This is a genomic window from Kitasatospora sp. NPDC001095, from assembly GCF_053598615.1.
In genome coordinates, this window is record NZ_JBSFKQ010000050.1 from 38413 (window position 1) to 59051 (window position 20639).

The following is a 20639-nucleotide window of genomic DNA, read 5'->3' on the forward strand; positions in this document are numbered from 1 at the left end:
GGCCACTCTTCCGAGCAGCGACCCCGTGCAAGCCGATGCTTCGCGATCAAGCTGCCCTACCCACCGAACGTGCTCCGTGATCACCCTCGCGGCGTGTCGCCAGCGCGTGTCGCGGCCAGTCGATCTTGCCATGTTCCACGCCCCGCCCCGCACGCTTTACTGGCACGCCCACCGTCCCGGCAACTCTGGACGGGCCATCACCACTTGGTTCGAGGAGGAGTCCCATGGCGCAGCACCCCAAGCGTGGCCGGGTGTATCGGCGGTGCGGGTGCACGGACGGGAGCAGCGGGAAGCAGTTGGGTTCGTGGTGCCCGCGGCTGGCCGCCGACACCACGCATGGCCGGTGGACGTACGCGGTGGACCTGGCGCTGCAGGACGGCAAGCGCAGAATCCGGCGGCGGGGCGGGTTCGCCAGCCGGGCGGAGGCGGCCCGGGAGACGGCGCGGGTGTTGGATGCCGAGTACCGGGGTGTGTACGAGGACCGGACGCTGCGCGTCGGGCTGTTCCTGTACGAGTCGCTGGAGGCGAAGCGGTCGGCGCTGGCCCCGAACACCTGGGCGGGCTATCGGGCGTGCATCGAGCGTGACCTGGTCCCGGCGTTCGGCGGCATGCTGCTCGTCTATCTGCGGCCCAAGCACATCGACGCCTGGGTGAGCGCGCAGCTCGCCGCCGGCCGCGGGAGCACCACCGTTCACCACGCGGTGGCCATGCTGCGTAACGCCCTGAACCACGCGGTGCGGACGTAGCGGCTGCGCTACAACCCGGCCAAGCACTGCGCGCCCCCGATCAGCTTGTTGTGCCTGCGGGCACCCGGCTGGACTCCGGCGGGACTTGTTGCCTCGCGTGGTTCGCGATCTGTCCCACCGACGGGCGGGATTTTCGGATCTCACCTTCGTCGTTTCAGCGCACGTGCCGCGCGCGGGAGTTCTTCATGAATGAGTCGACCGGTCAGTGCGCCGCCGTACACGACGGCGCCGACGCCGACGAGCCAGGACTGGATGACCAGGACGGTGCCGATCGGTCCGTAGGCGAGGGTGTTGGTGGCGATGAGTGGCGAGAAGACGAGCCGGGAGAAGAGCCTCAGGCCGAGCAGCCCGACGGTCGTGGCCACGGCGCCGGGTAGCAGGGCGCTCCAGGGGACCCTTCCGCCGAGCAGCATGCGCTGTGACCACCAGAGGAACAGGGTGGCGCTCAGCACTGCGGCGACGCCGCCCGCCGGGGTCTGCCGCCACAGGGTGGTGGTGGCGGACAGGAGGAGGAGCCCGATGAGGGCGGCGAGCCACAGGAGGTGTCGCCACCTGGCCCACCAGCGGGCCGGTGGCAGGCCCCAGATCTTCTCGTAGGTGGTCTGCACCACCGCCCCGAAGGACAGGCCGAAAACGGCGAGGGCGGCGAGGCTGAACGCCGTCGTGGTCCGCAGGGTCTGGCCGGGCAGGGCGATCAGCTGCTCGACCTTCTTCCTGGAGGGCGCCGACACGCCGAGCCCTTCGCCCAGCCACCCTGCGAAGCCCTGCCCGTGCGCCGGATCGGCCGCTGAGATGACGATCAGCAGCGGCACGAGCGTGAGGAACCCGAGTGCCGCAAAGCCCAGCGCACGCTGCCACAGTTCGAGAGTGCTGGCCCGCCTCCATCCGCGCCCGGCCGGCGAACGGCGGACCATCCGGCGCAGCCGCCCGAACAGGGGCGAACGGCCCTCGGCATCGGGAGGCTGCATCGGCATGGATGTTGACTACCACGGTCGATGCCGTCGCCGAGCATACGGCGCGGCCAGAGTGGGGTCGGGGCAGCGATGTGCCGCGCGGGCCACGTCGGGCCTGCGGGCGCGGTCGTCAGTGTTTGAAGGCGTCCTTGATCTTCGCTCCGGCCTGCTTGGTGTTGCCCTTGGCCTGGTCACCGCGGCCTTCGGCCCGCAGGCGGCGGTTTCCGGTGACGCGGCCGACGGTCTTCTTGGCGCCGCCTTTGATCGCCTCGGCCTTGTGCGCGATCTTCTTGGCGATACTCATCGGGCTACCCCTTCGAGAGAGCCATCTACTGGGGCGTGGAAGGCTTCGGGGCAGGGGCCCGTCAGCGGTCTGCATGTGGTGGTGGCGGCGTTTACCGGTGGGCGGCTCGATGCCCGAACGGATGTGTCCAGCTCCGGTGACCGTCGCCGGGGCTGGGATGCGGGTCGTCGCGGGGTGAGTCGTTCCGTTGTACGGCGGTCTGCGCGCGGGCGGTGTCGCGTTGGCCGGTCAGGTCGTCGCGTTCCCTGCCGGCGGCGGCGGTCTCGCGGCGGGCCTCCTTGAGCCCGTGGCGTGCGGCGCGGCCCCGGCGAGAGGTGCGGCGCGCACCGGCCAGGAGCAGGCTCAGTCCGAACATGGCCAGGGCCCCGACGATGATGCCGTACAGGAACAGCGTGCCGGTGGAGCCGGTGACGTGGTAGCCGAGCACCTCGAACCCGCCTGTGAGCGCATGTCCGCTGCCAGTGTTGGTGAGAATGCCCGCCACGCCGACGACTACCGCGGTGACCAGGATGACGAGCCCGATGATGATGATCATGGCGCGCTCCCGAAATTTTCGCTGCAGACCCACAGTAGAACCGCGCCAACCGGGATACCAACACGAGCAGAGATCGCAGGATCGACCGGGGTAGGGCCCAAGCCGTGGGAAGCCCCCGGTTGTCCACCCGCACGTGGCCGTCGTTCCAGCTCGGCTGGTTCCCCGGCGACCGGCAGTGAGACCATGAAAAGGCGGATGCACCGCCGACCATCGCGCCTCGAAACGAGGAATGATCATGGTCAAGGTCCTTTTGGTGCTGTTGTGCCTGGTCCTGCCGTGCCTGGCAGTACTGATCAAGGACGGGCCGAGTATTAAGGTGCTCTGGGCCTTCCTCCTTCAGTTGTGCGGCCACGTGCCCGGAGTCATCTACGGCATCTACCAGGTGGTCAAGGACTGAGGCCCCACCCCCAGAGCAGGCAGCCAACACGCCGGGTTGACACCCATGTCACGACACGAGAACGAACACCGGCACGTAAGCGCAGCCGACGAAACCCGGCCCGCCTCCGGTGGAGCACGTCCCCCCGAGAGCCCGACCGACCTGCCCAAGAGGTCGTGGTGGGCCGTCCTGAAACGCACCACCAGGCAGTTCAAGGCCGACAACCTCAGGGACGCGGCAGCCGCACTCACCTACTACGGTCTGCTGGCGATCTTCCCCGCTCTGCTCGCGCTGGTGTCGATCCTGGGGCTGATCGGCAGCTCCGCCACCAAGCCGCTGCTCGACCACCTTCGCGACCTCGGCCCCGGATCCGTCCGCCAGATCCTCACCACCGTGGTGCAGCAACTCCAAGCCGCCCAGGGCAAGGCAGGCATCGCACTGGCCATCGGGATCATCCTCGCCCTGTGGTCCGCCTCCGGCTACATCGCGGCCTTCATGCGCGCCGCCAACCACGTCTACGGCATCGACGAAGGCCGCCCACTCTGGAAGACCCTGCCCACACGACTCGCCCTGACCATCGTCCTCGTCGTGCTCCTCGCCCTCACCGCTACCGGTGTCGTCTTCACCGGCACCCTGGCCACCAAGACAGGGAAGATCCTCGGAGTCAGCGAAAACGCCGTACAGGTCTGGGGCATCGCCAAATGGCCGATCCTCGTCATCATCGTCACTGCGATGGTCACCCTGCTCTACTGGGCCGCGCCCAACGCCAAACGACCGAAGCTGCGCTGGATCCTGCCCGGAAGCCTGGTCGCCGTAGCCTTGTGGATCATCGCCTCCGGCGCGTTCGCCCTCTACGTCGCCAACTTCAGCAGCCTCAACAGCACCTACGGCAGCATCGGAGCCGTGATCCTCTTCCTTCTCTGGTTCTGGGTCTCCAACGTCGCGATCCTGCTGGGCCTTGAGTTCAACTTCGAGCTGGAACGCAGACGAGCCATCGAAGCCGGTCACCCACCCGGGAAAGAGCCCCGCCCCGAACCCCGCGACACCCACAAACCACCGCCCGACACCCCACAAGATCACGACAGCCCCAGTCACTGACTCCCGCTCCTCCTCGCCGCCGGAAGACCTCGGATGCGGGCACCGTAATGGCCGACTGGTATCTCAACCCCGTAGCGAATGGCGATATTGGGCCAGGAATACCGGCGTCTCACACCGCCGACGTCCGACCGGGTTCTTCCGCTATTCGTGGCGCGGTTACCACCGATTACGGGACAGAGCCGTTTACAGTACAGACCCCCGGCGCACGCGTGGGCGGGCGGTTACTCGCCCATGAAGACGACACGGCGGGGTGTGCCGGAGGTACCGGACGTCGTGGTGGTAGTGGTGCGGCCGGCCGGGACGGCTCGGTCGCGGCCCCAGGTACGGATCTCCTCGATCTGTTCGGGGTTGGTCCGGCTGAGCGGCGTGGTGTTGGCGAAGGTGTCGAGCACGAATGACGGGAGCAGCTTGGCGGCTCCTCCGTTGAGGTGCACCTCGGCGCCGACCTCGTGGAGGGCGGCTTCGATGTCGGAGCCGGCGAATCCCTCGGAGAGGTCGACGAGACGGTCCACCTGGTTCGGGTCGGGCTCGACCTTGACGTACTTGCGGTAGTAGAGATCGATGATCTCCTTGCGGTCCTGTGCGTCGGGGAGATCGACGAAGAAGAGTTCGTCGAAGCGGCCCTTGCGGAGGAGCTCGGGCGGGAGGCTACGGACGTCGTTGGCGGTGGCGACGACGAACGCGCGGGAGTCCGACTCCTGGAGCCAGAAGAGGAACTGGCCGATGATGCGCTGCGGCACGCCGGACATGTCGTGGCTGCCGGCCAGCCCCTTCTCGATCTCGTCGATCCACAGGATGCACGGCGCCACCCGGTCGGCGGTCTCCAGGGCCTCCCGCATCCGGCCCTCGGACTCGCCGAGGTACTTGCCGTGGATGCTCGCCATGTCGAGCCGGTAGAGCGGGAGTTGCCACTGGGAGGCGATGGCCTTGGCGGACAGCGACTTGCCGCAGCCGGGCACGCCGACCAGCAGCACGCCGCGCGGCGGCCGCAGGTCGGTGCCACGCAGATCGGCGTGCATCAGTTCGTGCTTGCGCTGGAGCCATCCCCGCAGGCTGCTCAGGCCCCCGACGGAGTAGTCCGAGGCCTTGAGCTGGACCCGCTCGAGGCCGGCGAGGTCGCTGAAGATCCGGTCCTTGGCCCGGGCCAGTGCGAGGACGTCGTCGCGCTGGACCGATCCCTTGGCGACAATGGTGGCCATCAGGTTGACCGCTTCGGCCTCGGTCACGCCGAGCAGAAACTCCGAGGCGCGGCGCGCGTCGTCCTCGTTCCATTCGATCGGCACCACACCGTGGTGGTCGTCGAGGAAGCTCTTGATGGTGCCGTACATCTCGTCGGCGTCCGGCAGTTCGAGCTGCAGGCTCATGCCGAGCCGTTGCAGTCCGCTCCAGATCGGGCTGTCGGTGATCAGGACGATGCTGCCGGCGTTGGCGTCGGCCAGCCGGGCGAGTTCGGCGACGTGCCGGGTGAAGTGGGTGTCGGTCTCCAGCCCGTCCGGGTCGACCAGGATCAGGGTGGCCTGCGGGCGGCTGGTGAACTGGGCGGCGGCGAACTCCATGGCGCCGGTCAGGGAGCGGTCGTCCTGGACGGTGGCGTTGGAGCGCAGGTCGCGCAGGCCGGTGGCCCTGGTGTAGATCCAGAACGGCTGGCTGCTACGGCGCGACCGGGTCGCCACCTCCTTCACCAGCCGCAGCGCCCGCTGCTGCTCGATGGTACGCAGGCCGATCACCGGTACTCGCGCGGTGAGGTAGTTGTCGAGGTCGTCTCGGCTCTCGGCGTAGTTGGACATCTGGGCCTCGGGTCTCGGTTCGGCGGGACGGCGGTAGGACGGCGGGTCGAAGACGCGGTCAGCCCGGGACGATGCGGCGGCGCGGCCCGTCGGCGGGGTCGTAGGACCAGCCGCCCGGGTCGGCCGGGGGCGTGGCGGTGATGACGGCGGTGAGCGGGTTGTCGCGCAGGGTGCGGCGGCGGGCGTCGACGGCCTGTTGGTCGTGCTCGCGCGACGCCCGGCGCTCCAGCTCGCGTTCCAGGTCCTGCTGGGCCCGGCGGGTCTGGTCGTCGATGATCGCGGTCAGCTTCTCCCTCAGGTCGGCCGGGAGCTGCGGGTGGCCGGCGAGCGCCCGGATCCGGTGCAGCCCGGTGCGGGCCTGGGCGAGGGCGCGGCCCGCAGCGAACTCGTCGTCGGCCGCGTTGACGGCCGCGACGAGCGCGTCCGCCCAGGCCTGGAGGCGCTGTTGGAGCGCTTCCCTGATCCGCACCCCGAGCCGCTGCCAGGTGTCCTCGGGGAAGTCGGTGGGCGTGAGCGCGGGCAGGCTGGTGTCGTCGACCGGCTCGCCCGCCGACCAGCGTTCCAGGAAGTCGGCCCAGGCGTGGTACGGGCCGCCGAGTGGTCCGGGTGTTCGCACTGCCTGCTGCCTGGCCGGTGTCACACGCCGCCGCCAGGCCGGTGTCACAGCCCGCTTCCGGGGCGGCGCACCGTCACCTCGCCGGGCGGCAGCGGTTCCCAGTCCGGCAGGCCCTCGACGATCCGGCGCAGCCGGCTCGTGGCCCGCTCCGTGGTGGACTTGGGGCTGGCCGCCCACGGGGAGGCGGCGGGGCGACGCGGTGGTGGCGGGGCGGGGTAGGGCGTGGTCACTGCGTTCCTCCGGACCGCGGCGTGGCGTCGGCGGGTCGGACGGTGCGCCCGTCGAACGGGCTGTGGGCGTGGCCGGCGGCGGCCAGTGAGCCGATGAACTCGCGGGTCCGGGTCTCCACCTGGTCCGCGTTCCGGTAGGCGGTCTTCCAGTCGGTGTACTCGGCGCACGCGCCGCGCAGTTGGTGGATGGAGTCGTTCTTGGCGCGCGCCAGCAGCTCCTTGGCCGAGTCCGTGGCCTTCCGGGCGGCCTCGGAACGGGTGTACAGCACCACTCCGCAGATGCCGCCGGCCAGGACCGCCAGGCCGAGGGCGACCGCGATGTCCATCGGGCCGACGACGAACAGCAGCAGCGCGAGCGCGCCGCCGAGCATGACCAGCTGGCGCTGCAGCGGGTAGGCCAGCGAGGCCAGGAAGGGGGCGGTGTGCTGGTCCCAGTGCTGGGCGAGCGACTGTTCCAGGGCGGGGAGCGGGGTGTTGAACGACCCTGCCCACTGCGGCAGGTTGAAGACCTGGGCCCCGACGGTGTGGCTGGTGGCGAACACCGCGTGAACGTCCGGCGGTTCGGCCATCCGGTAGTCCCGGCTGAAGCCGGCGTGGGCCTGCGCGAACCACTCGTGGCAGGCGGCGACGGCGAGCCGCTGGGTGGAGGCCGAGGCACCGATGGCCGAGGGGTTGAGTGCCGCGGTGGACTGGATGGTGAGGTAGTCGAGCGTCTCCTCCAGCGAAGCGGAGTCCACGTCCACGGCCTGCCTGGCGGCGTCCAGGTCGCCGTCGCACGCCACCACCGCCTGGTTGAACGCCAGGTCGCGGCGGAGCGGCAGCTCCTCGTTGTCGTACTCCGAGACCAGCCGGTCCAGGATGTCGTCGATGGCGTCCTCGAGCCGCTCGGACGGGAGGGACTCGCCCGCCATCATCGCGGTGTACTTGGCGAGGATCGCCTGCTGGGCCCGGGCCGAGGCGAGTACGGCGTCCAACTGCGGCCACTGCGGGGACACCTGGGAGAGCCGGGGAAACTCGCCGGCGGCCGATGGTGCGCGCAGGCTGTCGATCTCCGCACGCCACCGACGTACCTGGGCGGCCCGGGCCTCGTCGTCGCCGAGCAGGGTCTCGCGCCACCGCCCGAGCGTCTCGTGCAGCATCTCGCGGCCGCCCGCGCCGAAGGCCCCCTGCGAGATGGACTCCAGGATGACCGCGAACTCCCGACCGAGCGCGGCCGGGTCCTGGGCGATCAGGTAGTGCCGCAGCCACCGCACCGTGGCCTGCTGGCGGCCCTGTCTGCGCAGCACCAGCGCGAAGAGGAGCGAGGTGCGCTCCGGTGAGCGCCGGAACGCCTCGTCCACCGCCCGCTCGCACAGCGCCGGGTCGTCGGCGGACCAGGCCGCGAGGGCGACCAGGGCGGGCGCGAGCCAGTAGCGCGGCGTCTGGATCATCAGTTGTTCACTCACCGAGGTCACCGTCGCCTCGGACACCAGGCCGAGGTCGAAGGCCTGCAGCATGCCGACGGCGGTGCGCCGGACCACCTTGTGGTGGCCGAACTCGTGGTCGACCTTGTCCTGGATGACACCGATGCGGGTCTCGGCCCGCTGCACGTTGGCGGTCAGCTGCGCTTGGTGGGCGAAGGCCAGGAAGTCGGCGCGCAGTTGCTGCAGGTCGCTCTGGGTCTGCTGCTGCGCGATGCCGACGGCGGAGACCTGGCCGGACACCTGTCCGACCTGCTCGGAGAGCCGGTGCACGAGTCTGTCGACCTGCGCCACCTGGTTGCGCAGGACGTGGTCCACCTCTGTCATACGGGTCTCCGTTCACGGTGGAGCAGTCGGCGGGGCGGCTTCACGGGCGTACCACGCTGCCGTCCGGGAGTACCGGCAGCACCAGGCCGCCGTCGTACACCTCGACGAAGGCGTAGGCGCCGGTGCGCACCAGCATCCGGGCGGCCGCGAAGGGGTGGGGCATCGGATCCCCGGGGGCGAAGTGGTCCACGATCGAGTGGAAGAGGTTCAGCTGATGGTCGACGTACGGTGCACCGAGGTAGCAGGTGGCGAGGAAGCCGAGCGGGACGTCGCCGAACTCGGTGGTGTAGTGCTCCTTGAGCCAGTCGGCCAGCTCGCTGCAGGCGGCCGGGTCGAGTCCGGCGTCGAGTCGGCGTACGGCGTTCAGGAAGCTCACCGGCCTCGCGCGCAGCCGATCCGCCCCGACGCGGGTCTGTGTCGGTCGCCCGCCGGTGGCCGGACCGCTCGCCGCAGCCCGAGCGGGCGCGGTCGCCTGGCCCGGTCGCACGACGCGGCGGGGCTGCTCAATGAAACCCATGAATCCCCCGATGACCATGGAGTGACACCGCGCTCACACCGCGCGGTCGAGAAGGGAAGGATAGTGATCGCACTGCCATATTGCGAAGCCGTGCAGGTGATCGCACGCGCATGGCCGGATGACGACCTGTTCCTGCCCACCATTCGCCCGGTCGACCGGACCGCCGGGGCGGTGTCCGCCTGGAACACTTCTGCCCATGAGGACGGTTTTTGCACTCCTGGTGGGGATCAACGACTACTCGGCGCTCGGCCGCGCTTCGCTCCAGGGATGCGTCAATGACGCGGCTGCTGCTGAGCATTGGCTGGACGCGAAGGTGACGGAGCCCGTTGTGCGGACGCTGCTCGACACCGACGCCACCGTGCGTGCGGTCACCGACGGCATCCGCGGGCATCTCGGGCAGGCGGGGCCACAGGACACCGCACTGCTCTGGTTCTCCGGCCACGGGACCGAGTTCGACGCCACGGCCGAGCAGCTGAAGGTCGAATCCACCGGCCGCTGCCAGGCCCTGGTCTGCGCCGACGGGCCGTTGCCGGACAAGGAGCTGGGGGCCCTGCTGGACGAGGTCGCCGCCCGCGGTGCCCATGTCGTCGCGGTCCTCGACTGCTGTTTCTCGGGCGGCGCGACCCGGGACGCCGAGGGCAGCGCGCGCCTCCTTCCACCGGATCCGTCCTGGGTGGCGCTCGCGACGGCCCGCGACGTCACCGGTCCCGCGGCCGGGCCGGGGCACGTCCTGCTGGCCGCGAGTCGGCTGAACCAGCCCGCGTTCGAGGACTGGTTCGACGGACGCAGTCACGGCGTGTTCACGCACGCACTCCTCGGCGCGCTCGGCGAGCAGGGCGGCCCGGAGCTGAGCTACCGTCGGCTGATGGCGGCCGTGCAGTGCCGGGTGCAGGGTTCAGGTGAACGCCAGCACCCGGTCCTGCTCCCCCTGGAGGCCGGTGGCCCTGCCGACCGGCCGTTCCTCGGCGGGGCCGTCCGTGCCCCGAGCCCTCACCTGCTCCGCCACGGTGCTTCGGGCTGGGAGGTGGACTGTGGAACCGTCCACGGACTGCGCGGCGGCCCGGACGCCGGCGGTACCGAGTTCAGCGTCGAGCCCGGGCCCGGCAGCCAGGACCGGCACCTGCTGACCGCCCGGGAGGTCAGGGTCGACCGGACCCTGGTGGAGCCGTCCGGCTGGTCACCCGATCCGGCGCTCAGCTACCCGGTGACGCTCTCCGCGTTGGCCCTGCCGCCGGCGTCGGTACTGGTGGAGGCACTAGGTGTACTGACCACGGAGGTTGGTGACAGGGCTCACGGCGTGGTGATCTTGAAATGAGTGAGGGCCTTCTGGCTCGGTGTGGATTGCGACATCTGCACCTCAGCCAGAAAGGCCCTCATGCCACACCGTAACGCACCGCTGACCGAGACCGGACGCCTGCGCCTGGCCCGCTGCGTGGTCGACGACGGCTGGCCGTTGCGGCGGGCCGCCGAGCGCTTCCAGGTCTCGCCCACCACGGCCAAGCGCTGGGCGGACCGCTACCGGGCGCTGGGCGAGGCCGGTATGAGCGACCTCTCCAGCCGCCCGCACCGCAGCCCCCGGCGGACCCCGTCGCGCACCGAGCGGCGGATCATCAAGGTCCGCGTCCTGCGCCGCTGGGGCCCGGCCCGCATCGCCTACCTGCTGCGGCTCAACCCAGCAACCGTGCACCGCGTGCTGACGTCATCGAGGCGCGGAGGTGAAGGCCGGCGAGATAGCTTTCCGGGCTCTTGGCCGATGCCAGGGCCGTCAGCCGACGCGAGGACCAGATCCTGGCCGAACAGATCCGCAGAATCCACACCGACTTCGGCGGCGCCTACGGCTCACGCAGGTTTCCGCGGAACTCCGCAAAACCGGGACGCCGATCAACCACAAACGGGTCGCCTGGGTCACGCGGACGTACTCCATCGCCGGTATCCGCCTGCGCAGAAGAGTCCGCACCACCGTCCCCGACTCCGGACGCCCAGACGGTCCCGGACCTGTTCCAGCGGGACTTCACCGCCACCGAACCGGGACGCAAGTACATCGGCGACATCACCTATCTACCCCTGGCAGACGGGGAGTTCCTTTACCTCACGACCCGTGCTGGACGGCTTCAACCGCAAGGTCGTGGGCTGGACGATCGCCGACCACATGCGCACCGGCCTGGTCGCCGACGCGCTGCGGATGGCAGCCGCGACCCGCGGCGGCTTGGATGGGGCTGTGTCCCACTCCGACCACAGGGCGCAATACGGGTCCAGGGTCTTCACCGACCTGTGTTCCGGCCTGGGCGTCACCCGCTCGATTACAACACCCGCCGCGCCAAGGGCCATCCCAGCCCCAATGAATACGAACGCCGACACCACACCGCTAAGCTCACGCTCGCCGTGTGACAACCAACCACGTGTCCACCTTCACGGGTGAAGGCCCCACCGGCTGTCCGACTCATCGTCCGCACATCAAATGGACGCGTAACCAGCCTGTAGATAGAGCCTGTTGATTGACATGACGGCGGTCCGGTGCGAGCGCCTTCACGGCCGCCAGGTCCGCGCGGCGTCGGTGACGCGCTGGACAGGGACCCCTCGAACGAAGCAGCCCATCGCCGCCCAGCTCGCCCGGCGCTTGGGCGGCTGCTGGACCCTCCGGCGCGCACTTGATCGATGGCAGATGCGTCAAGTGCGAACCGTCTGACCATAATCGCCGATCACGGCGGGCAACCATCCAACTCATTACAGTGGTCGACAAATCCGACATAAGCGAGAAAAGCACATAAACCAACCCGCTCGCGACGCCGAGCCAGCCGCCAGCCCCGCCGTCGACCTGTGAAAACCGTGAGACGAACGTGAGAGGCAGACCCCAGAGCACGCCGAAGGCCGCTTCCTCACGAAGGAGAAAACGGCCTCTGACCTGCGACAATGGAGCGGACTCCAGTCGGGACGACAGGATTTGAACCTGCGACCCCTTGACCCCCAGCGGCCGAAAGGGAGTCTGACTGATGTTTACCAGTCCGAAGCACGCAGGTCAGGGCCCATCTCGTCCAAGCCGCACGACGCTTGATGCCGCCTCATGACGTCCAATCCGTGAGAGGCATGTGAGAGGCATCGACCGAGGGGAGAGTTCGACAGTGACTTGCGTCATGCCCCGCCTGTAGCCCTGTTCGACTCCCTCAGAGCGCTTCCTACCACTCACCTCCCCGACGCGGAGTGAGCGCCAACTCCCTTCCGACCATGGTGCACCGTTGACGCACGAGGGAGGTATCCGCTGTCTCGAATCAGGATCATCTCCAGGTGGCCGGCCACCACCGGCGGCCGGCGCCGTCACCACGCCTGTCAAACAACAACTTCCATGGCATGAGAGCGGATTCGATCTGCACCGCAAGGCCGATCTTCGACTTTCCGGTGCTCCGCTCCTCGAATCGGATCGGTATTTCGGCTATCCACATGCCCTGACTGACCGTCCGGTGATTCATCTCGACCTGGAACGAGTAGCCGTTGCTCCATATCGAATGGACGTCGATCTTCCGAAGGGTCTCCGCTCGCCACGCTTTGAAGCCGGCCGTCGCGTCCTTCACCTTCAGCCGCAGGATGGCGTTGACGTAGAGGTTCGCCCACGCAGACAACGCCCTGCGGCGCCAAGGCCATTCTGTGGCGACCGAGCCGCCCGGCACGTAACGGGACCCGATCACCGCTGCTGCGTCCGTGCTGGACAGCGCGTCCACCATCGCGGGGACGGCCTCCGCCGGGTGGAAGAGGTCGGCGTCCATCTGGATCACGATGTCGGCACCCTCGTCGAGCGCACGGGTGATGCCGGCGATGTAGGCGCGACCCAGCCCGTCCTTATCGGTGCGGTGCAGTACCGCGACGGCCTCCGGTGATTCGAGTGCCAGCTTGTCGGCGACGTCACCGGTGCCGTCCGGGGAGTTGTCGTCGACCACGAGTACATGCAGGTCCGGCAGTCGCAGGGCCGTGAGCCTGCCGACGAGCCGGGGCAGGTTGTCCCGCTCGTTGTAGGTGGGGACAACGACCGTGACCTTCGGGAAACTGCGTTCCGTCGTCACTGCGTGGTTCCGATCATCGCCACGCCGAAGGCGATCGCGCCCGTCAGCAGCGCGCCGGCGAGTGTGACGACCGCCCACCGTCCAACGGAGTCGACCTGGCCGCCGAGCCCCAGGGCGCGCCACACCGCATCCCGCAGCGCCAGTGAGAGCGGCAGGACTGCTGCCCCCGCGGTGGCACCGATCCGGGCAGCTCGTCGCGCTCCCGACACGGTGCGCGGTGCGGTGAGTCGAAGGACGCTGTTGCAGATCTCCAGGAAGGCGAAGGTGCCGCCCGCGAACACGGTGGTCTCGACGGCGAAGAGCAGTGACCCTTGCCAACCCTCGCCCACCGCAAGCCCCGTGGCGACCAGCAGGCCCGCACCAAGGGCGGCCGCCGCAGCGAACACGGTGAAGCGGCGGCGGATGAAGTCGACCGCGTCGCCGAGGCCCAGTCGGGCGGCGAGTCCGCGCGCCGCGCTCGAGTGGCGCGCGAGTGCGTTCACCAGGGGCACGACATCTCCGAGCCAGTCCCCGCCCACCTGGCGCCGGCTCCCGCCTGACGTCCTCGGCAGCAGTCGGACCGCACGCCGATGCAGCAGAAGGCCCGCGACCACGACTCCCGTGAGCGGCACCAGCGAGCCGATCAGCCAAGGCGTACCACCGTTCCAGAGTTCGCGGTCCGCGCGGGCGGCCACGGCCACCCAGTCGGTGGCGACCGTTGCCGCGACGAGCAGTGTGCAGACCAGTACGGCCCGCAGGATCTGCTCGACCCTGTACAGCGGCACCGGTTCGTCGCGGCGGCACAACAGCGCCCGCACCGGACCGAGAGCGCCGAGCATCGGGACGAAGAAGATCGTGAAGGTCACGACCGTGTCGTACGGATCGCCCTGCCAGGGACTTCCCGCCCGCACGACGCGCACCTGCGTTGTGACGTAGGCGAACGCCGTGAAGACGCCGGCGCCTGCGACGGAGGTCCACAGCGCTGTGACTGTGACCGGGCGAGCGCGGTGCCCGACCGGCAGGACCGGGACCGCGATGTGAGGGCGCGTCATATCTTCATGCATGGCGGCGATAGTACATGCCGCGTACTACGTGGCGCGTACTTCATGACGCGTAGTATGGTGCGGCGTCAGAACGAAGGGATCGGCATGCAAGCCAACGATGCCCAGACGCTGGTGCTCTGCGCCCTGGCCGACGGACCGCTGCACGGATACGCCATCAACGCGGCGATCGAGGAACTGACCGGGGAACGCCTCGGCCCCGGCAGCCTGTACGGGGCGCTGACCCGACTGGAGTCCAAGCAACTGATCGAGCCGCTCGACGGGCAGGGGCGCCAGCGCCCGGTCCGGCTGACACCCCAAGGCCGGGAGGTACTGGAACGCGAACTGCGCTCCATGGCCCGGGTGGCAACCGCCGGGCTGCGGCGCCTGGGGGTGAACCCCGCGTGAGCGTCGTCGTCCGGAACCTGGTCAGGCTCTACCCGGACGCCTTCCGCGAGCGCTGGGGCGCCATGGTGGAGGAGGAAGCCCAGGGCGTGGGCTGGAAGTCGTGGCCCAATCTGATCGCCGGCATCGCCGACATGTGGCTGCACCCGGCGCTCTGGCCCGCCGACTCCCCGGCCCAGCGGCAACGGCGGGTGGCGACCATGGGCATCACAGTCGCGCTCGCCGCCTGGTTCCTCAGCCATCTGGTGGCCGAGCAGGGCGGCCCGCTGCCCGCCGACGGCGTCCGCAACGGGATCACGCACGGCTGCACCACCCTGCTGCTGCTCGGGATCGCGCTCGTCGCGCCCAGGCCCCGGCCGACCCTGGGCGCCACGGCCACGCTGCTGCGATGGGCAGTTCGGCGCCTCGCCGTACCGACGGTGCTCGGCGCGAGCGTGGTGGTCCTGGTGCACGGCATAGACGCGGCGGCCTCACCGCCCACTCTGCGCACCGCCGTGCTCGCCGCCTGGTGGATCGCCCTGGGCCTGGGGGCGATCCAGATCCCCCGGATCTTTACCGGTGTCGGCGCGGATGCGGTCGTACCGCCGCACGCCGGACGACTCCGCCTCGGTGTCTGGACGCTGGCCGCCACCAGTGCGACCGGCGGTGCGACCATCCTCGGCGTTTCCGTGGCCGGCGGCGGTTTCCATGTGCTCGGCGTCACTGTCGGCGTGGGCCTGCTGCTGCTGACCGCGGCATGCACGGGCACCCTGCGCGACCTGCGCGAGCTGCCGACAGCCGGCTGACTCGCAGTACCCGCGCGAACTCCCGCGGCCGGGCGGCCGGCCGCCCGGCTCGGCCTGCCCGTCTTTGCCCCATCCCGCGAATGCCCCCCAACAGCCTCTGGTGATTCCGCAAACCCGCCCCTGCCCGAACTGCCGGGCGTTCCAAACCCTTTGGACGGCTCCCATGCCCGACCTGCTCCGCTCCTTCTACACCCACCGCCTGCGCCGCCACGTCATGGCAGGACCACTGCCCAGGCACGTCGGCCTGATCGTGGACGGCAACCGCCGCTGGGCCCGGCAGATGGGCATGGCCAACCTCAGCCTCGGCCACAAAGCAGGCGCCGAGCACGTCGAGGAAGTGCTGTCCTGGTGCGAAGCCCTGGGAATCAAGCACGTCACCGTCTTCCTCTGCTCGACCGAGAACCTCCAGCGCCGCGGCGACACCGAGGTCGCCTTCCTGATGCAGCTGATCGAACAGGTGGTGGCCGGCCGGCTCACCCAGCCGGACGCCGGCTGGCAGGTCCACCTCGCCGGCCTGATCGACACCCTCCCCGACAGCACCGCCCACGCCCTCAAGGAAGCGGTCGAGGCCACCCGCACCTGCACCACCGGAGCCCACGTCACCCTGGCCGTCGGCTACGGCGGCCGGCAGGAGGTCATCGAGGCGCTCCGCGAGCTGATGTACGCACGGGCCGAGTCCGGCGAGTCGCTGACCGAACTCGCCGACACCCTGAGCGTCGACGACGTCGCCCCCCACCTGTACACCGCCGGCCAGCCCGACCCCGACCTGGTCATCCGCACCAGCGGCGAACAACGTCTGTCGAATTTCCTCCTCTGGCAAAGCGCCTACTCGGAGCTGTACTTCTGCGAGGCCCACTGGCCCGCATTCCGCGAAATCGATTTCCTGCGCGCCATTCGCAGCTTCGCCAGCAGGGAACGGCGCTACGGCCACTGAGGCAGGGCACCAGCACCTACCGACCACTCGTCAGACCCCAGGCCGGAAGATCCACGGCCGCCTTGCCCCATCTCCAACGGCGCCACCCCCTGCGTTGTACGACCGGATCCGAATCCGCTACCGGCAGACCCGCAGCGCGTGCCCCGACCCACAGCTGGCTGCGATGTTGGCTCATCATCGCCCGGCTCATCCGGCTCTTGGGCAGCCGCTGGACCTTTCGGCGCGCACTTGACCGACGGCAGAAGCGTCAAGTGCGAACCCACCAGCCAGAATCCGCGATCACGCCGAGCAACCATTGAACCCATGCAGTGATCGATAGATCGGACATTCGGGCGGGAAAGGCGAATATAGCCCCCAGCTCACGACACCTGGCTAGCCTCCAGCCCCGGCGTCGACCCATGAAACCGTGAGACGAATGTGAGAGGCAGGCCCCAGGGCATGCCGAAGGCCGCCTCCTCGCGAACGAGAAGACGGCCTCTGACCTGCGACAATGGGGAGAACCCCAGTCGGGACGACAGGATTTGAACCTGCGACCCCTTGACCCCCAGTCAAGGGGTTCAACTATTGTCGACAGCCGCGGCCTTCGGGTCTCGGCTCTTTTGTTGCTCAACTGCGCTGAATACATGGGAAGTTGATGCTCATCATGGAGATCCACGGTCGACATGGCTCGAATCCGCGCGATGCGCAATCGGGTTCAAGTTCGTACATAGATGCCCGTTATCGCCCACGGGCGCTCATGGGCGCTCACCGGGCGCGGTCCCAGGCTGGTCCCCAAATGGTCCCCAGGGTCCCGGACCGGCATTGGTCACTGCGAGTAGCAGCAATCTGTCGGCCCTTCAGAAGGACCCGCCCGCCTACCGCTGCAGCCCATCGTGCATTGCCACTGGCCAGCCCTGGCGCCCCGGGCGGATCAAGGTCGACTACCCACTGGCTACGGTTGGTGACCTTCCGGGCGGTGTGTCGTCTTGAGCGTGTCCTCGCCGGCTGGTCCTGACGTGCCTCGCGCACCGCCCCGCACGCTCTGCCGCCACTCCCGGCCGAGCAGCGAGCCTTGGACCAGGGTCACCGCGTTCAAGAAGGAGAAACACACATGGGGCAGCGTGCGCAGCGGGGCAGGGTGTACCGGCGGTGCGGGTGCCGGGACGAGGGCGGTTCGGCAGCCTGGGCCGAGGCCGTCGGCCGGCCCCGCCGGGATGCCGGCATCGGCACGAGGCCCGCGTCCGAAACCCTTCGCGCCCCATGGTCGATTGCCGACGTTCCGTCAGTTCATATCGGAGGGCGCTGCTGCATCAGAGGGCGGAACGGGCCGCGAGGGGCGGCCCGCCGACGGGAGGGGAGCCGTCGACGGATGCTTGGCCGGCACTGGCCGCTCCTGCTCTGCGCGCCTGCTCCTCACCTCATCGGCTCCGACTCCTCACCGACTCCTGGGCCGCGGCGCTTTCACCAGCGTCCGCCCTTTGCGCCGACCCGCCGCCCGCCATTGGTGGTACCACGCCCGATCACGCAGGCCGGCGCGCGACTTCCCCCGGTCGGTCGCCGGGAGATTGTCCACGGCGGGCCCGGACTGCACGGCGGTTGAGGAGGCAGACACGGAGTGGCCGCGGCGCCACGCTGGATGTGCCGGCCCCTACCTGCGGCCGGAGACTTGTGGGGCTGGTCAGAAGGGCGAGTTCCACGTGATGATTACTGCTCCGTCGCCGCCCTTGGTTCCGTTGGTGCCTACGTCGCCGATGATTCCGTAACCGGAGTCGTCGCCTTTGTAGCCGGGGTCGGCGGCACTGCCGGCATTCGGTTCGAAGAACCCGCCATTACCTCCGTCGCCGCCGCTTCCTCCACGTCCGCCGTCACCGCCTGAGCCGCCGGCTCCATACAGAGAGCCCACCGCGCCGCCCTTCCCGCCCTCCCCGTAGGAGCCACCAATCCCGCCCGGCCCGCCCTTGCCGATGTTGTGCACGGGACTCTTCTTCCCGACCTCCCCGTCCATGCCCGCATCGCCAGCAGCTCCGGCCTTGCCGGCATCACCCGGGATCTTGGTGACAGTGGTTCCTGCAATCCCTTCACAGGTGTTGGAGGTACTGGTGCTGGCGGCACCTCCAGGCCCGCCCGCTCCGAACAACCTCGCACCGGCACCACCCGCGCCGGGTGCGCCGCTTCCGGTGTCGCCGTTGGTCCCCCCGCCCCCGGGCTTGCTGGCGTGCCCGGCCTTGCCCGGCGCTCCGCCCTTGCCACCCTCCGCAGAGGCCAGGGTCGCGGGAAGAGGGACGGTGTCGAGGATGCTGGTAACGCGAGTTACAGCGCTCGCTCCCCCGTCGTATCCGCGGAGCCCGTCGTTTCCCCTCTTCCCGGGGCTTCCGTCAGCGCCACCACCGAAGAAGGTGTCGTTGCCCTTGGCCCACATGCCGCCCTCTCCGCCGGTGCCGCGCTCACCGCCTGCTCCGCCGGCTCCGACGACAATGGTCAGCGTCTCCGGCGGCTCCACCTTCACCTGGCACGTCACGTACGCGCCGCTGCCCGCGCCACCGCCACCACCACCGCCCGAAGCGCCGCCGCCACCGCCACCACCGCCACCACCGTCCTTCCTGATGATTCCGGCCCGTCCGCCGTTACCCCCACCGCCGCCGCTGGCGCCCCCACCCCCACCGCCGCCGCCACCACCGCCGCCACCACCGGCCCACAGGGTCAAAGTGATCGAATCCACGAATTTGGGGACGCTCCACTCCCAGCGGCCCGGTCCCCACTGCTCCTGTCTCTCCCCGGCAGCGTGAGCAGGTGAGACCACCGCCAGCGGAAGTACCACCCCCGACAGGAACACGACCCCGGCCACCGCACCGGGCGACAAGAACCGACGCGGCGAGGCCGACTCCCGCGACGACGAAGAACCCGCGCCGACAGGCGGGACACCGCGTGAACCGCGAAGGAGGAACGAAGACACAGGCACTCCTGACTGGTTGAAGGCTTCCGTCCTCCAGTAGGGCCCCAGCGGCGCATGACTGCAAGTCAGGCGCCCTGCAGGGATGAGCGTGTCACCGGAGCCGACCGCGAGCCGTGGCCTGACTCCCACCCCCGACGGCGCCAGGGCCTCCTCGCCCGCCCACAGCTCGGGCTCCACGAACGGCCGGCCGGGCCGTCCACCGGGCAGCCACCCGGACGAAGCAGCCCAGAGGCCCCTCGCAGTCCCCGCTCTGGCAGCCGGTTCGCCGTCGTGCGCTCGGGGTGCTCGCCACCGCGGCGACTCCAGATCCCGCCTTTCACCTTCGACCAAGGACCGCGGCTGTGCGGGGTGTGCCTCACCAAGTTCGCCCGGCACCGCCCGCCGGGTGGCGGTGGCCGACCACACCGGTGGCATCACGGTGACGCCGGCTGTTCCTCAGTCGCCAGAGGTCTTCCAGGTAGGGCTGGTGGACGGTGCGGGCGGCCTCCTGTGCGGTGGCGCGCAGGACAGCCTGCTGAGTGGCGGCGTCGCCGAGGAAGTAGCCCGCGTACACCGCGACCCAGCCGTCGCCGCCGTCCAGGCCTCGCTCGACCCCGATGTCCTTCCGGCGCTGCGGGCAGCGTCGTGTCCCCCGGTCGCTTCTCCCCGGGGGACAGACCTGCGGGGCCGGAGCCCGGGTCCGGGGCGGCGGCCGCGGGGCGGGAACCGGGGACGGCGGCCGGCGCCGTCCCGACCGTCCTCGGGGCGTCGCCGGGGACGGCGCGGGTTTCACCCTGGGGGGTTCAGCTGGCGCCGTGGCACCTTGTCCCGCCGTCGGGGTCTGGGTCGGACGCTCGGCGAGCATCCGCTCGGCCAGCTCCCAGCGGCGCCGCATCACCAGGTAGCCGGCATGGAGGACGTCAGTGACCGCTTGGCGCGCAAAGGGGGCCGACTCACCTTCCTGGCTGTTCGTGGGCGGCGGGCGGCGGCCACGAAGGTGCCGCCTCGGGTGTCAGAGCCGCTTGCCGCGCAATGTTGCTGTTCTAGTGGTGTCGTCGACATTGAGGGGAACCCGTGATTGCCTGACCACGCTGGGTCATGGGAGGCTCCCAGTGGCCGGCAGGAAGCCGGTCGGTGAGGAGAGACCATGTCGGAGAACACGCCCGACTCCAAGGGGCCGGCCCCGGCGACACTCGGGACCGCAGCGACCCAGCCCTCGCTCGTCCGGGCCGATCAGGTCAAGCCCGAGGACATCGCGACGCTGGCAATCGAGTACCGGGATGGCGTCCCGGTGATCGTGGCGAGCGGTGGGACGTTCGTTCCGGCGACTGTCCGTGTGGAGGACAGTTCCGGAAACGTAGCCCGCTCGGCCGCCTACGTGGGTTCCCAGCTCACCGATCTCGGCTTTACCTTCCACAAGGATGTGAGTTATTGGCAGCTGGACCTCGACATCCGACCCCGCTGATCGCATACCCTCGGTTGCACCTGCGCTAGCCGGTGACTTCGCACATGGGGTTTTAGGTCTCCAGCCAGCGGGGTCGGGTTTCGTCGGTACCGAGGAGTTCGAGCAGGTGTGCTTGGACT

20 protein-coding genes and 2 pseudogenes are annotated in these 20639 nt (G+C 69.7%); 10 read left to right on the plus strand and 12 right to left on the minus strand.

Features of this window, described 5'->3' with window-relative positions; genetic code table 11:
- Positions 1 to 224 precede the first annotated feature (224 nt).
- Entirely contained in the window at positions 225 to 746 is a 522-nt protein-coding gene (locus ACWDBB_RS29800; protein ID WP_051826422.1) for a tyrosine-type recombinase/integrase, read from the plus strand.
- A 140-nt stretch (positions 747 to 886) separates the two neighbouring features.
- On the opposite strand, the gene ACWDBB_RS29805 is transcribed toward ACWDBB_RS29800, so the two are convergent.
- The 3 genes from ACWDBB_RS29805 to ACWDBB_RS29815 form a co-directional block, all read right to left on the minus strand.
- Positions 887 to 1720: a YhjD/YihY/BrkB family envelope integrity protein gene (locus tag ACWDBB_RS29805; protein WP_033354980.1), complete on the minus strand. Its 834-nt coding sequence runs from the start codon at positions 1718 to 1720 to the stop codon at positions 887 to 889.
- A gap of 109 nt (positions 1721 to 1829) precedes the next feature.
- Positions 1830 to 2003 carry a CsbD family protein gene (locus tag ACWDBB_RS29810; RefSeq protein ID WP_078657153.1) on the minus strand — a complete coding sequence of 58 codons (174 nt, stop codon included), beginning with the start codon at positions 2001 to 2003 and terminating at the stop codon, positions 1830 to 1832.
- 91 nt (positions 2004 to 2094) lie between these two features.
- On the minus strand, positions 2095 to 2538 hold the full coding sequence (locus ACWDBB_RS29815; RefSeq protein WP_033354981.1) for a hypothetical protein: 444 nt from the start codon (positions 2536 to 2538) through the stop codon (positions 2095 to 2097).
- A gap of 235 nt (positions 2539 to 2773) precedes the next feature.
- On the opposite strand from ACWDBB_RS29815, the gene ACWDBB_RS29820 reads away from it, so the two are divergent.
- Positions 2774 to 2935 (plus strand): YqaE/Pmp3 family membrane protein, encoded by a 162-nt coding sequence (locus ACWDBB_RS29820; RefSeq protein WP_158714208.1) that lies wholly within the window; start codon positions 2774 to 2776, stop codon positions 2933 to 2935.
- 45 nt (positions 2936 to 2980) lie between these two features.
- Positions 2981 to 4012 (plus strand): YihY/virulence factor BrkB family protein, encoded by a 1032-nt coding sequence (locus ACWDBB_RS29825; RefSeq protein WP_033354982.1) that lies wholly within the window; start codon positions 2981 to 2983, stop codon positions 4010 to 4012.
- Positions 4013 to 4233: 221 nt separating this feature from the next.
- Here ACWDBB_RS29825 and ACWDBB_RS29830 read toward each other — a convergent pair whose 3' ends face one another.
- From ACWDBB_RS29830 to ACWDBB_RS29850, 5 genes are read right to left on the minus strand one after another with little or no spacing between them, the layout of a single operon-like run.
- Positions 4234 to 5799 carry an AAA family ATPase gene (locus ACWDBB_RS29830; RefSeq protein WP_033354984.1) on the minus strand — a complete coding sequence of 522 codons (1566 nt, stop codon included), beginning with the start codon at positions 5797 to 5799 and terminating at the stop codon, positions 4234 to 4236.
- Positions 5800 to 5857: 58 nt separating this feature from the next.
- Entirely contained in the window at positions 5858 to 6415 is a 558-nt protein-coding gene (locus ACWDBB_RS29835; RefSeq protein ID WP_033354999.1) for a hypothetical protein, read from the minus strand.
- Between the two features lie 44 nt (positions 6416 to 6459).
- Positions 6460 to 6645 carry a hypothetical protein gene (locus tag ACWDBB_RS29840; RefSeq protein WP_051826426.1) on the minus strand — a complete coding sequence of 62 codons (186 nt, stop codon included), beginning with the start codon at positions 6643 to 6645 and terminating at the stop codon, positions 6460 to 6462.
- Positions 6642 to 8432 (minus strand): hypothetical protein, encoded by a 1791-nt coding sequence (locus ACWDBB_RS29845; protein WP_449792531.1) that lies wholly within the window; start codon positions 8430 to 8432, stop codon positions 6642 to 6644. Before ACWDBB_RS29845 ends, ACWDBB_RS29840 begins: the two co-directional genes overlap by 4 nt.
- 40 nt (positions 8433 to 8472) lie before the next feature.
- Positions 8473 to 8808: a hypothetical protein gene (locus tag ACWDBB_RS29850; RefSeq protein ID WP_234355843.1), complete on the minus strand. Its 336-nt coding sequence runs from the start codon at positions 8806 to 8808 to the stop codon at positions 8473 to 8475.
- 337 nt (positions 8809 to 9145) lie between these two features.
- Between ACWDBB_RS29850 and ACWDBB_RS29855 the strand changes: the two genes are divergently transcribed.
- The 3 genes and pseudogenes from ACWDBB_RS29855 to ACWDBB_RS29865 form a co-directional block, all read left to right on the plus strand.
- Positions 9146 to 10264, plus strand: a complete 1119-nt coding sequence (locus tag ACWDBB_RS29855; RefSeq protein WP_449792532.1) for a caspase family protein — start codon at positions 9146 to 9148, stop codon at positions 10262 to 10264.
- A 60-nt stretch (positions 10265 to 10324) separates the two neighbouring features.
- Positions 10325 to 10648 (plus strand): annotated as a pseudogene (locus tag ACWDBB_RS29860) (leucine zipper domain-containing protein); the annotation flags it as partial.
- 56 nt (positions 10649 to 10704) lie between these two features.
- Positions 10705 to 11248, plus strand: a pseudogene (locus tag ACWDBB_RS29865) (DDE-type integrase/transposase/recombinase); the annotation flags it as partial.
- 973 nt (positions 11249 to 12221) lie between these two features.
- Here the strand turns inward: ACWDBB_RS29865 and ACWDBB_RS29870 are convergent.
- Positions 12222 to 13001: a polyprenol monophosphomannose synthase gene (locus ACWDBB_RS29870; RefSeq protein WP_449792533.1), complete on the minus strand. Its 780-nt coding sequence runs from the start codon at positions 12999 to 13001 to the stop codon at positions 12222 to 12224.
- Positions 12998 to 14044, minus strand: a complete 1047-nt coding sequence (locus tag ACWDBB_RS29875) for a hypothetical protein (RefSeq protein WP_449792534.1) — start codon at positions 14042 to 14044, stop codon at positions 12998 to 13000. The genes ACWDBB_RS29870 and ACWDBB_RS29875 overlap by 4 nt, the downstream gene beginning before the upstream one ends.
- Before the next feature lie 84 nt (positions 14045 to 14128).
- On the opposite strand from ACWDBB_RS29875, the gene ACWDBB_RS29880 reads away from it, so the two are divergent.
- The 3 genes from ACWDBB_RS29880 to uppS all read left to right on the plus strand — a co-directional run bounded on the left by ACWDBB_RS29880 (position 14129) and on the right by uppS (position 16144).
- On the plus strand, positions 14129 to 14428 hold the full coding sequence (locus ACWDBB_RS29880) for a PadR family transcriptional regulator (protein ID WP_449792535.1): 300 nt from the start codon (positions 14129 to 14131) through the stop codon (positions 14426 to 14428).
- Complete coding sequence (locus ACWDBB_RS29885; RefSeq protein ID WP_449792536.1) at positions 14425 to 15210, plus strand: hypothetical protein; 786 nt, start codon at positions 14425 to 14427, stop codon at positions 15208 to 15210. The genes ACWDBB_RS29880 and ACWDBB_RS29885 overlap by 4 nt, the downstream gene beginning before the upstream one ends.
- 163 nt (positions 15211 to 15373) lie before the next feature.
- On the plus strand, positions 15374 to 16144 hold the full coding sequence (uppS, locus tag ACWDBB_RS29890) for a polyprenyl diphosphate synthase (protein ID WP_449792537.1): 771 nt from the start codon (positions 15374 to 15376) through the stop codon (positions 16142 to 16144).
- A gap of 1657 nt (positions 16145 to 17801) precedes the next feature.
- Here uppS and ACWDBB_RS29895 read toward each other — a convergent pair.
- Together ACWDBB_RS29895 and ACWDBB_RS29900 are read right to left on the minus strand one after the other, a co-directional pair.
- Positions 17802 to 18629, minus strand: coding sequence for a hypothetical protein (locus ACWDBB_RS29895; protein WP_352294634.1), 828 nt, complete (start codon positions 18627 to 18629; stop codon positions 17802 to 17804).
- Positions 18630 to 19431: 802 nt separating this feature from the next.
- Complete coding sequence (locus ACWDBB_RS29900) at positions 19432 to 19629, minus strand: hypothetical protein (protein ID WP_352294632.1); 198 nt, start codon at positions 19627 to 19629, stop codon at positions 19432 to 19434.
- Between the two features lie 573 nt (positions 19630 to 20202).
- Here ACWDBB_RS29900 and ACWDBB_RS29905 point away from each other — a divergent pair.
- The gene (locus tag ACWDBB_RS29905; protein WP_352294630.1) at positions 20203 to 20520 is read left to right on the plus strand and encodes a hypothetical protein; all 318 of its coding nucleotides are present in this window, start codon (positions 20203 to 20205) and stop codon (positions 20518 to 20520) included.
- The last annotated feature ends 119 nt before the right edge of the window (positions 20521 to 20639 follow it).